General features: G+C 30.7%; 14 protein-coding genes and 1 other annotated feature. Of the genes, 1 reads left to right on the top strand and 13 read right to left on the bottom strand.

Annotated elements, in window-relative coordinates; genetic code table 11:
- The first annotated feature begins 293 nt into the window (after nt 1-293).
- On the top strand, nt 294-596 hold the full coding sequence (locus bsdtw1_RS04540; RefSeq protein ID WP_183276417.1) for a hypothetical protein: 303 nt from the start codon (nt 294-296) through the stop codon (nt 594-596).
- A gap of 270 nt (nt 597-866) precedes the next feature.
- Here bsdtw1_RS04540 and bsdtw1_RS04535 read toward each other — a convergent pair whose 3' ends face one another.
- From bsdtw1_RS04535 to bsdtw1_RS04475, 13 genes are all read right to left on the bottom strand, one after another.
- Nucleotides 867-1385, bottom strand: coding sequence for a tryptophan transporter (locus bsdtw1_RS04535; RefSeq protein ID WP_183276416.1), 519 nt, complete (start codon nt 1383-1385; stop codon nt 867-869).
- Between the two features lie 163 nt (nt 1386-1548).
- Nucleotides 1549-1784: a binding site (T-box leader), on the bottom strand.
- Between the two features lie 43 nt (nt 1785-1827).
- Nucleotides 1828-3207 (bottom strand): MATE family efflux transporter, encoded by a 1380-nt coding sequence (locus tag bsdtw1_RS04530; RefSeq protein ID WP_183276415.1) that lies wholly within the window; start codon nt 3205-3207, stop codon nt 1828-1830.
- Nucleotides 3208-3340: 133 nt separating this feature from the next.
- Nucleotides 3341-5218, bottom strand: coding sequence for a bifunctional diguanylate cyclase/phosphodiesterase (locus tag bsdtw1_RS04525; RefSeq protein ID WP_183276414.1), 1878 nt, complete (start codon nt 5216-5218; stop codon nt 3341-3343).
- A 36-nt stretch (nt 5219-5254) separates the two neighbouring features.
- Entirely contained in the window at nt 5255-5395 is a 141-nt protein-coding gene (locus tag bsdtw1_RS04520) for a hypothetical protein (RefSeq protein ID WP_183276413.1), read from the bottom strand.
- Between the two features lie 249 nt (nt 5396-5644).
- Nucleotides 5645-5836, bottom strand: coding sequence for a DUF4250 domain-containing protein (locus tag bsdtw1_RS04515; protein ID WP_183276412.1), 192 nt, complete (start codon nt 5834-5836; stop codon nt 5645-5647).
- A gap of 782 nt (nt 5837-6618) precedes the next feature.
- A complete protein-coding gene (gene msrC, locus bsdtw1_RS04510) occupies nt 6619-7101 on the bottom strand; it encodes a free L-methionine (R)-S-oxide reductase MsrC (protein WP_183276411.1) in 483 nt (160 codons plus the stop codon).
- A 172-nt stretch (nt 7102-7273) separates the two neighbouring features.
- Nucleotides 7274-8305 (bottom strand): adenosine deaminase, encoded by a 1032-nt coding sequence (gene add, locus bsdtw1_RS04505; protein WP_183276410.1) that lies wholly within the window; start codon nt 8303-8305, stop codon nt 7274-7276.
- Nucleotides 8306-8319: 14 nt separating this feature from the next.
- The gene (locus bsdtw1_RS04500; protein WP_183276409.1) at nt 8320-9690 is read right to left on the bottom strand and encodes a sensor histidine kinase; all 1371 of its coding nucleotides are present in this window, start codon (nt 9688-9690) and stop codon (nt 8320-8322) included.
- Between the two features lie 21 nt (nt 9691-9711).
- Nucleotides 9712-10374 (bottom strand): response regulator transcription factor, encoded by a 663-nt coding sequence (locus bsdtw1_RS04495; protein ID WP_183276408.1) that lies wholly within the window; start codon nt 10372-10374, stop codon nt 9712-9714.
- 218 nt (nt 10375-10592) lie between these two features.
- Entirely contained in the window at nt 10593-11828 is a 1236-nt protein-coding gene (gene hydF / locus bsdtw1_RS04490) for a [FeFe] hydrogenase H-cluster maturation GTPase HydF (RefSeq protein ID WP_183276407.1), read from the bottom strand.
- 14 nt (nt 11829-11842) lie between these two features.
- Nucleotides 11843-13240 (bottom strand): aspartate ammonia-lyase, encoded by a 1398-nt coding sequence (locus bsdtw1_RS04485; RefSeq protein WP_183276406.1) that lies wholly within the window; start codon nt 13238-13240, stop codon nt 11843-11845.
- 44 nt (nt 13241-13284) lie between these two features.
- A complete protein-coding gene (locus bsdtw1_RS04480; protein ID WP_183276405.1) occupies nt 13285-14004 on the bottom strand; it encodes an MBL fold metallo-hydrolase in 720 nt (239 codons plus the stop codon).
- A complete protein-coding gene (locus bsdtw1_RS04475; RefSeq protein WP_183276404.1) occupies nt 14005-14343 on the bottom strand; it encodes a winged helix-turn-helix transcriptional regulator in 339 nt (112 codons plus the stop codon).
- Between the last annotated feature and the right edge of the window lie 90 nt (nt 14344-14433).

Here is a 14433-nt window from a genome sequence, read left to right as displayed (position 1 = left end):
ATACAACTAGCTGATAATTTCACTAACTTTTGATTGTAATCTAATTATCAATTTAGTTTTTATATGAAACAGATATATATATACAAAAGTTTTATAATATAAATCTTCATTCTATCATAATAAAGTTATTTTTATAATTATTGATAATAATATTATTGTATATAAAAACTTATTTGTTACAATCTACAAACTTGCTTTTAAATCGGTTTTTCTCTTAAAAAAATTGATTAAATTCCAAAATTATGTGATATATTTGAGTAAAGAGGATTTTCTATTAAAAGGAGGGTTTCTATATGTTAGTAAAATGTTCAAATAATACATTATGCACTACTTTAACTATAGGTAAAGAGTACTTAGTTATCGACGAAGGTGACAAATATTACGTTATTTTAGACGATACTCAAAATGAAATAACTACAAAGAAAGACAGGTTTACTGTTGTTGAAGACAGCGATCTAGCTAAGAAAACTAAAGCCACAATAACTGAATTAAACTATCAGTTAAGCAATGATTTTTCTGATATCAAAGACTTTAAAATCAGAAAGAATAGTAAAGGTGAAATTAAAGAAATAATAGTAAAGTTTAAATACGAATAATTACTCTATTTATATTTGAACTTTTCATTTGACCTTATCATTTAAACCTTTTCACAAATCTTGAATCATACAGGAATGTAATATTAAAATTACATACTTCCTTATGCATAAAAAGATAGTTTGTGTTTAATCACAGACTATCTTTTTATACTTTTTTATTTAATTCTATAGATAAACCACTTCATAATTAAATTTATATTTTCAAATTCTCCTCTCAGAACCCAGAAGAGTTTTGAAAATAGATTTCGGATTGAAGTGTTTCATCTTTAATTACATCATATCTGTTCTATTATACATTTTATATGAACTAGCTACTATTCTATAGAGTATCAATCCAACAATCAAATTCAATATCATTGCTGGAACTACTGCTGCCATAAATAGAGCTGTAAAACTTCCTGGTAATCCTACAATAATTGACGCTGACTCTAAAAATATAAGTCCACTTATAAGAGTTCCTATAGGTAAAACTATCCCCATAGTTAAAGTATTTTTTACTCTTCCTTTTAAACCCTTTAGTATAAGAAAAACTAGATTTGCAGTTATTATTTTATCTATAATATTTGGTACCTGTCCACCAGGAAACTTAGTTGTCATAGCGGTAAAAATTCCTATGATTATTCCAGCTATAAAAGCAGTCTTATAATCATCATTTATCATTAGAATTATAAATAGCATAGTAAGAGCGAAGTCTGGCTGAATAGGCAATCCTAGCGCTGGTGTTATCTGATGAAGCAAGGCCCCAATTGCTAAAAGTATGGCGTTTATTATCATTTTTCTTGTTTTCATTATAAAATCCCCCTTGATTTATTATTATTGTATTTGCTTTGCAGTTAAAATTAGTATATTCATTACTTCACTTCATCAAATTCACCTCCCTAGCTCCTAATTAAAGTTCAACTTGTAGCTAAAACTTACGTTTTTGGATAAATAAAAAAACTCCATCCTATAAAAATAGGACGGAGTATATCCGCGGTGCCACCTAAGTTACCAATAAAGGTCTCTCATTATCAGGTACAATCATACCTTCTCTGCTATAACGTGCAGAACACGACATCAACTACTTTCAAAAGATTTCGTATTGTTCCTCAAAGGCCCATTCACCGGATATCCATGTACTGCTTCTCATCAAGTGCAGCTTTCTGTAACACTTTTATTCCTGCTACTATCCCTTATCAAAGGATTCATTATTTAAATATATTATAATTCTAGTTCCAGCCAATGTCAATACCTATTCAACTAGTTTTTCTAAAACTCCTAATTCCTTTCTTTTAGGAATTAATACAACTACAGCAAACATTCCAGTAAGGATTATTCCCTTTAGTATACTGCTTATGCTTATACTCCACCAAACTCCATTAAGTCCTAGCATGTCCGGAGATGAAAGAATAATTGCTAACGGAATTCTAGCACCAGTTAACACTATGCTAGTTATTGAAGGGTATATTGTTCTACCTAAACCATTAAATGCTCCACTTGTTGTTATTTCTATACACATAAACAATTGTGAATACCCAAGTATTCTTAAGTACATTTTTCCTAAGCTTATAGCTTCAGTTTCCGGTATAAATACTCCAAAAATAGCCTTTCCACCAAAAACTAATAATATAGTTGCAAAAAAACCTATGGCTGAAGCGAGAAGTATAGTCGCAAAATAGCCCTTAAATATCCTATCCCATTTTTTAGCTCCAAAGTTTTGTCCAACAAAAGCACTTAATGCAGTAGATAATCCCCCTGCAGTCATCCAAGATATTGCCTCTATTTGAGCTCCTACTTTTTGAACAGCTATTGCAGTTGATCCATATACTGCTATTATTCTAGCAATAAACATTGCAAATATTGAGAACAAACCATTTTGCAATGCTACTGGTAATCCTAATCTAAGGATCTTCTTAATCGAGTTTATATCGAGTTTTTCAAATAATTTAATTTTTAAAAATGCATCTTTTCTATTCTTTAGTGCATAAAGAAAAAGTAAAGTCACCACCATCTGGGCTGTAACTGTAGAAATAGCTGCTCCGGTTACACCCATCTCTGGTACTGGCCCTAGTCCAAATATAAGTATAGGATCTAAAACCATATTGTACACTAAGCCTACAGTATTTATCAAAAAAGGAATCTTACTCTCCCCTGATGCATTAAAGATTCCTGTTAAGATAGGATTAATAAAAGTAAACACCATTCCTAAGGCTGATATTATCAAAAATATATCTGCCATATTTATAACATCACTATCTCCTAATTTAAAAAAATCTATTAATGGTTTTCTTAATAAGATGAGTATCACCCCATACAAAACAGCTATTATTAAGTTTAACCTTATACTATTGTTTATGAATTTTTTTGCTTCACTATTTTCATTTTTCCCTAAAGCTTGTGCGACTCCCACCTCAGCACCAGTCTTTGATATAAGCACTAATGAATTTCCAAACCAAGAAAAAAATCCAGCTGTTCCAACTGCAGCTACTGCTTTACTGCCATAATTTCCAAGCCAAAGCATGTCCGTCATATTGTAAGCCATCTGAATAAATGAAGTGCCCATTATAGGTAGCGAAAGCTGTATTAATGTTTTAACTATATTACCTTCTGTAAGTGTTATTCTTTTTTTCATTTTTGCCTCCTTTTGATATAAGGTTCTACGCACCTAGCTTGCACTTATTTCAAAAAACGTCTAATTAAATGCTTCTTAAAAACTTTATATTTTCCTTTACAGGAAAAAAGTTTAGGAATCACATTCCTAAACCTTATGCAACAATATATCTTTCTTCCATAAGCTCAACAATCTTTTCATAGTTTTCTGGTTTACTATAGTAGTAGCCTTGAACAAAATCACAGAAAATACTTCTTAAGTAATCAACTTGATTTTTGTATTCCACACCTTCTGCTACAACCTTAATACCTAACTTATGAGAAAGCTGTATTATATTTTCTACTATGTACTGACTTTTTAAGTTACCACCAAGTTCAGAAACAAAGCTTCTATCTATCTTTAGCACATCGATAGGTAGCTTGGTAAGATAGTTAAGTGAAGAATATCCCGTACCAAAATCATCTAATGCAATACTAAATCCTAACCCCTTTAGGAAAGCTAGTATCTTTATATTTCTATCAAAAGATTTCATAAGCAAGCTTTCTGTTATTTCAATCTCTATATACTTTGGTTCTATATTATATTTTTCAGTTAACTTTTTGAATGACTCAATTATATTATCATCTCTAAGTTGTATTTCCGATAAATTAAGTGCTAACTTAAAATCGTCATGCCCTTTTTCAAGCAAATCTTTGCACTTCTTACACACTTCTTCAATTACAAAAAATCCTATTGGTATTATAAGCCTTGTATTTTCAGCTACTGGTATAAATTCTACGGGACTTACCATTCCAAGCTCTTCACTCTTCCATCTTATAAGAGCCTCAAAACCCATTATTTTAGAATCATCAAGAACTACTTTAGGTTGAAATTGAACATATAGTTCCTTCTTTTCAAGTGCGGTTCTTAATCCTTTTTCCAAGGTATAAAATCTATTTTGCTCACGAGATATTTGATCATCAAAAAATTGATAAATATTTTTACCATTTCCTTTAGCTTTGTACATAGCAACATCTGCATTTCTAAGTAAGGATTTATAATCAACAGCATCATCTGGGAAAACTGTGATTCCTATGCTTGCTGTAGTAAATATCATTTCATCCATCAGATTTTTAGTATTGTTAAATACATCAATTATCTCTTTTGCAACTGCTTTAACATCCTTTAAATCATCTATATCCTGCATAAAAATTACAAACTCATCTCCACCAAACCTGCATAATAAGTCCCCTCTTCGACTTACAATATCTTTTAATGCCTGAGCTATAATTTTTAATATATCATCTCCATAATCATGACCAAAAACATCATTTATATACTTAAAATTATCTAAATCTATTAAGATTAATGCTGCTTTATTTTGATTCACCTTATTTTCCTTGAGATATTTATTTATAAGTACTTTAAGGTAATTCCTATTATGTAGACCTGTAACCGAATCGTAGTAACTCATATAACTAATTTTAAGCTCTTTTTCCTTTTTATCAGTTAAATCACACATTGATCCATATAACCATGTTGCTTTTCCTGTATTATCTCTTATAATCTTTGCCTTAATATTTAGCCATTTTATGGTTTCATCTTCAGCAACTATTCTATATTCGGTTTCATAATAATTAACATTCTTATCCTCAATAGCATCTAATAATTTCTTACTTGATAGGGTTCTATCTCCTTCATGAATTATTGATAACCAATCTTTTTCGTAGCTAATAATGTTATTACCATTAAAACTTACTATTTCTTTAATTTTCTCGCTGAAATGAACTTCATCTTTAAGTATATTCCATTGAAATATTATATCTCTCGTGCCCTCGATCGCAACAGTATACTTTTCTTCCTCTTCCTGAAGTTGTTTGTTTAAATCAACCAGCATATTTTTTTCTTTATCTAGCTTTAACAGCACCATAAATAAGAAGGATATAACTGCTAAATTAAATACGAATCCTACTATTCTCAGACTTGCAATATTCAAAGTTATCATTGCTATGACCGAAACAGCATAACTCAAAATGTATATATTCTTTTTCAAGTAATTACCTCCAAATTTATGTATAGTATAAGTAACTTATTGATTATCTTTTGTTGTATTTAAGGTTTCTCCTGCTCCAGATCTATCAGCTTCACTGTAACTATTTTTATCATTTAACAAAGTAGCTATTAATGTTATTGAAGCAGCAGCTAATAATAACAATTTTCCTTTTTTCATCAAGAATAATCTCCTTTACGTTATCTTACTTATAAATTATTATATTAGAAATTATTACTGTTGGAAACATATTTATTCATATTAATTATTTTTTTTACATTATATCTTATATTTATTAATAAACTTATGACATAATCTATAAGTCTTGGAATGTTTATCATAATTTATAGCTTTATTTGACAGGCGTTGGCTTTTCAACAAGCCTTTTATCTACATAGACTTCCAACTTATTTTTATAATAATCATCAGTTATCTAATAAATTGATTAGTTTCTTGGTGATATGTATATCCTACAGATAGAAATCTATCAACTAGTATATCTTGAGATAAATCCATATCTTCACACAAGGCATCTAAACTATTGTAAAAATCCCTTAATTTCATATTTATTATGCTTAGTAGTATAAAAGCATCCATACTCTTAATTTGCTCAGTATCCATTCTTCTCTTCTCCTTCTTTACTATTTAATTTTGTTTAATACCATATCTCTATTATATTCTTAGTTACTAATCAATTTTCATTATTATAGATAAACTACTTCAATCATTAAACTCCAAATAAAGATTTCGATAATTCTACGAATCTTTATTTGGATAAATTCTATTATGAAGTAGTTTATCTATATGCTATCATTTCCCAAGAAATATTGTACATCTAGATCTGCAATTATTGCATATACATGCTCCAAATAAAATTATAACCATCAATCGTATTATAAATAACACCTAATAGAAATACACGCTTTGAAATCTTCATCAGATATAATTTTACTATATTTTCTTTATAGATTGTACATCAAAAATTTCTAAATATTATATAAAGTTTGCTTGTAACTATTGGAACTTATTCCCCTGTCTTACAATATACTATACTATCTCAGGAAAATAACTTATGATAAGGGGAGAAATATTATAAGTTATCAAGGCTTTCTAGATGAAATCAATGATTTTGGATAAGGACTTTAACTGAAAAGACAAAGAATCTAGTAGATTAGCCGAAATTTTTCTAACAGGATTAATTCTCCCTATCCAAAATCAGCGTTAAGAAAAGTCCTTAGTAGTATTACACTTTTAACCTCTTCTAACTATATGCCTGATTAAATATTCGTCCTTTGTGTTGTTAGATTGAGAAATCAGTCTAACAAAAGACCTCCAACATTTGTTGGAGGTCTTTTGCTATATCTATCTCATTTTTAATTTCAACAGAGTACCTTAACTTTAATTTATATATGTTTTTCGATTATCTCTACCGCTTCTCTAAGATATTTTTCTTCTAGCTCTCCAAATCTACCTTTATTTGGAGAATCAAGGTCTAATACTCCAAATACTTCTCCATTCTTAATTATTGGAAGTACAATTTCTGAATTTGAAGCACTATCGCAAGCTATATGACCTGGAAAATCATGAACATCTTCTACACGTAAAACAGTTTTTTCTTGTGCAGCAGTTCCACATACTCCACTTCCTACCTTAATTCTATAGCATGCTGGCAACCCTTGGAATGGTCCAAGTACTAGTTCTCCATCTCTCATAATATAGAATCCAGCCCAATTACAATCATCCATATAAAATTTTATAAGCGCAGAGATATTTGAAAGGTTTGCAATCAAATCAGTTTCTGTCTCAAGTTGATCTCTTACTCCCCACACCATAAACTTGTAATTTTCTTCTCTATTTGTATCTGACGCTACTCTTATTTCTTCCATTTATTATGCCCCCATCATCTTGTTTATTTATTTCAACAAACTTTTTTATTTAACTTTTTGAAATTATAACATAGTATCTTTTTTAGTACAAGTTACTTTTAATCACTAATTTCATGTTAAATAAATAAAATCAATTCTCATTTTTTGAAAACCACATAAATTCACTATTTTATTAATCCCCATAACTTTTTTTAATTCCTATGTCTAAAAGTTTTTTTCTTAGCTTATTCTTTATGCATTCGTCGCAAAATGCAAAGTTTATTGCATTTTCTATTGTATGAATTACTTCTAAATCAGATAATTTAAAATTATTTATTATCTTAATATATTCATTAGTCAAAGTCGTGTTTGAAACAGTATTGTTATCTGTGTTTACTGTAACGATTAAATTCTTTTTAATATATTTATATATCGGATGGTCAATAATTCTATCTATTATTCCGGTATTATAATTACTAGTTACACAAACCTCCAAAGTAATATTTTTATTAAGTAAAATACTCATAGTTTTTTCACTTTGTATTGCTGCTGTACCATGACCAATTCTTTCTGCATGAAGTAATTCTATGGATTTATCTATATTTTCAAAGTTCCCGGTCTCTCCTGCATGTATAGTTATATGAAATCCTAAACTTTTAGCTTTATCAAATAGTTTAACAAATTGGTCTGCAGGATACTTTTGTTCATCACCTGCTAGATCTATAGCCACTACTTTATTACCTAAAAACTTTTTTGCAGCATAAAGCTGTTGCTCATTTATTTCATAACTTTCATGCCTTAGAAGACATATAATCAAGTTAAATTCCACATCAAATTTATCTTTACCTTCATTGGCACCATCTAATACTGCCTGAATAACTTCTTCCATCGATAATCCATTTTTACCATGGAAGCAAGGGGCAAATCTTATCTCTATATATTTTATATTTTCCGTATTACAATCCTCAATAAGTTCATATGCTATTCTTTTTAAATTCTCTTTACTTTGCATTAATGATATTGGAATCTCAAACTTCTTTAGGTACGCTTCTAAGGAAACAGTTTTATCTAGCACCGCTATTTGGTTTATAAACTCTTCCTTTTTGTCTTTTTCTATATATCCATCTTGTTTCATCAATTGCAGCATTGTATCAGGTCTTACAGAACCATCTAAATGACAATGTAGATGTATCTTAGGTAAAGATAATAATTTCTCAAGTTCCAAATAATCACCTTCTTTTATTCAACATTTTTTATACCATCAATATAAAACGCCACTCCATTATGTTCATTCTTAGCTTGTATATTAGCTCCATGATACTGGACTATTTCTTTTACGATGGATAAACCTAATCCGTACTTTCCATTTTTCCCCTTAGTAAAAGGTAGAAATAAGTTTTCAAAATCCTTCTCTTCTATCTCTTCACCATCATTGTATATTCTTATAGTATATTTTCCTTGTTCTATATATAGACTTACCTCAACCTTTTTCTTAGCATATCTTGATGCATTATCAAGCAAGTTTTCAAGTACAATAGTAAATTGCTCTTTATCTCCTTGCGTTAGTGCATCCTCCAAGGTTTCTATATCCCATTGCAACTCCATATTATTGGCTTTTATTTTATAAAAAACATCGGAAATCACATCACATAATGAGTATAATTGGTTTTTAATAGGTTTAGAGTTTACATATTCAAGTTTCGAAAGCTGCAACAGATCCTTTATCCTCTTCTGAAGCATTATAGCTTCTTCATCTATAACCTTCATTGTCCCTTCGAGAGTTCCATTTGGATAAATGCCGTCCTCAACCGCTTGTACATAGTTCCTAATTACCATAACTGGAGTTTTTAATTCATGTGAAACCTGCTGAAGCATATTTTGTCTCCACTCATCTCTTTTTATAAGCTGGATTCTCATATCTTCAATACTTTCTGCTAAACCACCAAGCTCATCTCCTCTTTCAAGTTTAAGTGAGTCATACCAATCCTGTTTCGCTATTCTTTTTACTCTGCTTTCCAAAAACTTTATCGGTGCAGTTATGTAGTTTGAGAATGCCATAGACACCATTAAACTTATCATTATAGCAATTATTCCTCCAACTATTAGCTTTTCAGTAACATCCTTTACAAGCTTATTTCTATAGGTATCCATCATAAAAGATATTAGATAAGAATCTTTTCCATCAAAATTAGTCTTTTTTATAACATAATATAATCTACCACTACTGAGTTTATAATCATATCTTTTACTGGTTTCATTCTGAGTCCTTGTTTCTTTTTCAATTATCTTCATAAGATCATTAGTTAAGGAAGACCTAGAAAATCTCTTAATAATATTTAAATTTTGATATGGATACACCACTTGAGTTACTGATCTTGTATCTTGAATCATACCTATATTTTCAGTATTTATCTCTTCTAATTCCAAATTTTTATCCTTATTTTTTGATTGAAGGAAAGTATCTTGTGCTAATTCTATGGTTTTATAAGTTTCATCTGTGAAAAAAGAACTTATCGATATATTAAAGTACAGCACTAAACATATAAATACTCCAGCTATTATACCGGCACTTACAGACCAAACTTGAAAGGTCAAAGATTTATTTTTCATAACAACACCTCAAAATGTACTCTAATTAAGTCTATAACCAAATCCATATACAGTTTCAATTCTAAGTTCAGGCATCCTTTTTCTGAGTCTCCTCACAAGATCATCCACAACTCTGTCGCTCCCATAATAGCTTTCTCCCCAAATCATATTTAATATATCATCTCTTGAAAAAGTTTTCTGTTTATTATTTAAAAAAAGCATAAGAAGATCAAACTCCTTAGAACTAAGTCCTACATCCTCGCCACCTTTTGTTATTATTCTTTTATCTGTTTCAATTAAATACCCATATAAATACTGACCACTTGATAGATCCAATTCTTTGTATGTTCTATCTAACAGCTTTTTTGTCCTTATAACTAACTCTCTAGGCATGAAAGGTTTAGCCAGATAGTCATCACTACCCATTTCAAGTCCTACTATCCTATCAATATCTGCATCCCTTGCAGATATAAAAATAACTGGAATATTTTTATTGCTAGCTTTAATTTCTTTTAAAACTGTAAATCCATCCACATCTGGCAACATTATATCTAAAATCCAAAGATGAGGATTCTCGTATATAGATTCTATCGCATCTTCACCTTTTGAAAAGCTAGACACTTCAAAACCTTCTCTTATTAAATAAGAGCATAATACTGTATTTAGATTCTTATCATCCTCAACTAAGAATATCTTATAACTCATAATTCTTCACTCCTCTTAGGGATCTTGCTAATTTTATTATCATCATTATACTCTAATTATTACAAAAAAGTTAATATTTTTTACAATATAATTTTAAATAAGTTTTTAGCTCTAAAATACAATTTTTTATATACTTTGTGAAGGCTTTACTTTCATAACTGATTTCTATACAATAAAAATAGCTTAAGTGACATTAAATCACTTAAGCTATTTTTATTCTAATCTAATTCTTCATATTCTAGTTTAGCCATTGGAAATGGTTCTAATGCTCTCTCTAATATTCCTTGAACATATGCTATTAACATTCCATAGTTTACGATTGGGACATTATAAGCCTTAGCATCATCTATTCTTGAGCACATTGCAGTTCTATTTAGCATACATCCACCACAATGAACTATAAGTGAGTATTGCTTAACATCATCAGTAAATACTACACCTGAAGAATATTCAAAGCTTAATTCCTTTCCCGTAAGCTGTCTAAGCCATCTTGGAATTTTTACTCTTGCTATGTCATCAGCCTGCTTGTGATGAGTACATCCTTCTGATACTAGTATCTTATCTCCATCCTTTAACATCTTAATCGCTTTTATTCCTCTAACCATCTCTGCAAGATCGCCTTTATATCTAGCAAACAATATTGAGAACGATGTAAGCATTATATCCTTAGGAGTATCAGCAGAAACCTTTAGGAATACCTGTGAATCCGTTATAACGAGCTTCGGCTTCCTACCAAGACTCTCTAGTGTTTGTCTTAATTCATGTTCCTTTGTAACTACCGCAATTGCATCACTTTCTAAGATATCTCTGATTGTCTGCTGTTGTGGAAGTATCAATCTTCCCTTTGGAGCTGCTTTATCAATTGGTGTTACTAAAACAACTAGATCTCCCGGATTTATAAGATCTCCAACTATTTTAAATTTATCTTCTTCTTGAGGTAAAAGGCTTATTATCTTGTTTTTTATTTCCTTAATGCCTTTATTTAAAGCAGCTGAAGCTGGAACTACTTGAATAGAAAGCTTCTTTGCCATTTCTTGAGCAGCTTCATCATAAGAAACTAATTCATCAATTTTATTTAATACTCCTAAAACAGGAATATTCTTTTCTTTTATTACTTTAACTATATTTATGTCTTCTTCAGTAACTCCAACAGCACCATCTACAACTATTATTGCAACATCAGCTTTATCTAAAACTTCAATTGTCTTTTTTATTCTAAGTTCTCCTAGTTCCCCTTTATCATCAAGCCCAGCTGTATCAATTATTACACATGGTCCAATCGGTAGTATCTCTATAGATTTGTAAACGGGATCCGTTGTGGTTCCCTTAACTTCTGATACTATAGAAATTTCTTGTTCTGTAACCGCATTTATAATACTAGATTTACCTGCATTTCTTCTTCCAAAAAGGGCTATATGTACTCGCTCTGAGCGAGGTGTAGAATTTAAACTCATATAATCTTCTCTCCTTACTTTCCAGGTATACCTGGCTTTGTTAACTCTAAAGGATTAAGTATCGCCTCTACTTCTTCCTTAGTCAATATATTATCTAGATATATAACTTCTCTTAAGGTTATTCCTAAAGCCAATGCTTTTTTTGCAATTTCACTTGCTCTATCATAACCTATATGATGTATTAACGCAGCTGTCATAGCCGTAGATTTTTCTAAATTCTCTCTGCATACGTCATTATTTACTTCAATACCTTCAATACATTTCTCTCTAAATATTATAACAGCTTTTTCTAATAACTCTAAGGATTCTAATAGATTTTCTGTTATAAGAGGAATGAAGGCGTTGAGTTCAAGCTGCCCACTGGCTGCAGCAAAAGTTATTCCACTGTCATTTGAAACAATCCTCATAGCCACCTGTGCTATCATCTCTGGTATTACTGGATTAACCTTGCCTGGCATTATGGAGGATCCTGGCTGCTTCATTGGAAGTATCAACTCTCCAAAACCACCCTTAGGTCCAGAGCTTAAAAGCCTTAAATCGTTGGATATTTTCATTAAGTTAACAGCACAGGATTTTAAAAGACCTGACACTTCAACAAAAACATCAGCATTTTGCGTAACATCCATAGGAAAGTCTGAACGAGCAAGCCCAAGGCCTGTAAGCTGTTGAAGCATATCTGTCATCATAAAAATATATTTATTTGTTGCATTAAGACCAGTACCAATTGCTGTGCCTCCAATATTTATTACTCTAAGTCTTTCTTCAACCTTATAAATCCTCCATCTATCTCTCTCTATAGCCTTTGCATAAGCACCAAACCCTTGCCCAACCATCATAGGTAGCGCATCCATAAGTTCCGTTCTTCCAAGCTTTAAGATATTGGCAAACTCATTTTCTTTCACTTGCAGTGCTTCCTGTAAATCTGCTAAAGCGTTAGCAAGTCTTCTAATCTTTCTTATAGCTGCAATTCTTAATGCAGTTGGGCAAACATCATTTGTAGATTGCGACATATTTACATGATTCAATGGATGAATCACATCATAGTTCCCTTTTTCTTCCCCTAATAGCTCTAATGCTCTATTGGCTATGACTTCATTCACATTCATGTTTGTTGAAGTTCCAGCTCCTCCTTGAAAGGCATTTATCTTAAAGCTATCATCAAACAAACCTTCTACAATTTCCTCTGAAGCTTTTACTATCGCCTTCCCCTTCTCTTCTTCCAGTTTCTTAAGTCTAGAATTTACAAGCGCAGCTGCTTTTTTTATAAGTGCAATATCTTTAACAAAATCTATATTAACGTATCTATTTCCAAGATCAAAGTTTTCCATAGCTCTTACAGTATTAATACCGTAATACTTAGAATCATCAATATCTCTATATCCAAGCATATCCTGTTCTTTTCTAAAATCCATAGTTGACTCCTTACACATATCAAAATAAAATATATATTATTTTTCTAAACTTTGTTATATCTTCTAACTACATTAAATCCACTATTTATTATTTCCTGCTTGCTAATATGTTCATCTAAGTGCATGCAATAAACCTTCTCTCTTAGTTCCTTCCTAAATGCTTCTTTAATTTTTCTAAAAGATGTATGACTATACTTTTCGAAATCTAACCCGCTAGTATCATGATATACGATGTCAAGCTCACCGTTTTCAAGCTTTTCTACAATTAATGGATTTACATTATTTGTGTCACCACTATAATATATATTTTTTCCATCTAACTTCATTATAAATCCGAAAGAAGGTAATGTTTCTACGTGATTAGATTCTACAAACTGTAAACCAACCATGCCAATATTATCAATCTCTATTGAGATGTTGCTTTTTCCGTTCATTATGTACATCTCATCGCTTACTCCCACTGTACCAAAGAAAGTTTTTATAAACTTCTCATTAGGAAAATATATTTTCGCCTTAATATTAAGAATGTAATACGCATAAAATATTACCTCTCCTAAGCTTCCAGCATGATCGGGATGTGTATGCGTAATTATTACTGATATATCCTTCACGCCCGAAAACATATTCAACTCTTTTAATCTATGAAATATAGTTCCCCCACAATCAATAAGAAGTAAGCTTTTACCTTCTTTTATAAACGCACTAGTATTTCCTAATTCTGTGTTAAATGCACTTCCAATTCCTAGGAATTGCAACTCTTTCATTCACTCATTCACTTCCTTTATCATATTTTCTGATCCCCACTTTGACATTATCTCAAGTACAGGAATGAGACTCTTTCCCCTTTCTGTAAGAGAATATTCAACCTTAGGCGGTACCTCGTTATATTGCTTTCTATTTATTATTTTATCGGCTTCTAATTCCTTAAGCTGCTGACTTAAGGTCTTATGGGCAATTGTTTGAAGCTTTTCTTTTAATTTGCTATATCTAACTATCTCATGCCTATATATCTCCCACAGTATTATCCACTTCCACTTTCCTTCTAACACAGAAATGGTATAATACATTGGGCATTCTCCATATCTATCATTAAACTTTTTCATGATTTCCCCCTAATATTTCACCGTGTATAAACTAATATTATAACAATACTTACTTTTTGTTAAGTATATAACAAATAAGTGCATACTTAC

It is taken from the genome of Clostridium fungisolvens (assembly GCF_014193895.1).
Lineage (GTDB): Bacteria > Bacillota > Clostridia > Clostridiales > Clostridiaceae > Clostridium_AR > Clostridium_AR fungisolvens.
The sequence above is the reverse complement of the archived record's forward strand: the minus strand, read 5'-3'. Positions and strand labels throughout refer to the sequence as shown.

Bases quoted from the DNA above. Each gene is read 5' to 3' on its own strand.
- bsdtw1_RS04540 (WP_183276417.1), top strand. From the start codon at position 294: ATGTTAGTAAAATGTTCAAATAATACATTATGCACTACTTTAACTATA.
- bsdtw1_RS04535 (WP_183276416.1), bottom strand. From the start codon at position 1,385: ATGAAAACAAGAAAAATGATAATAAACGCCATACTTTTAGCAATTGGG.
- bsdtw1_RS04530 (WP_183276415.1), bottom strand. From the start codon at position 3,207: ATGAAAAAAAGAATAACACTTACAGAAGGTAATATAGTTAAAACATTA.
- bsdtw1_RS04520 (WP_183276413.1), bottom strand. From the start codon at position 5,395: ATGAAAAAAGGAAAATTGTTATTATTAGCTGCTGCTTCAATAACATTA.
- bsdtw1_RS04515 (WP_183276412.1), bottom strand. From the start codon at position 5,836: ATGGATACTGAGCAAATTAAGAGTATGGATGCTTTTATACTACTAAGC.
- msrC (WP_183276411.1), bottom strand. From the start codon at position 7,101: ATGGAAGAAATAAGAGTAGCGTCAGATACAAATAGAGAAGAAAATTAC.
- bsdtw1_RS04500 (WP_183276409.1), bottom strand. From the start codon at position 9,690: ATGAAAAATAAATCTTTGACCTTTCAAGTTTGGTCTGTAAGTGCCGGT.
- bsdtw1_RS04495 (WP_183276408.1), bottom strand. From the start codon at position 10,374: ATGAGTTATAAGATATTCTTAGTTGAGGATGATAAGAATCTAAATACA.
- hydF (WP_183276407.1), bottom strand. From the start codon at position 11,828: ATGAGTTTAAATTCTACACCTCGCTCAGAGCGAGTACATATAGCCCTT.
- bsdtw1_RS04485 (WP_183276406.1), bottom strand. From the start codon at position 13,240: ATGGATTTTAGAAAAGAACAGGATATGCTTGGATATAGAGATATTGAT.
- bsdtw1_RS04480 (WP_183276405.1), bottom strand. From the start codon at position 14,004: ATGAAAGAGTTGCAATTCCTAGGAATTGGAAGTGCATTTAACACAGAA.
- bsdtw1_RS04475 (WP_183276404.1), bottom strand. From the start codon at position 14,343: ATGAAAAAGTTTAATGATAGATATGGAGAATGCCCAATGTATTATACC.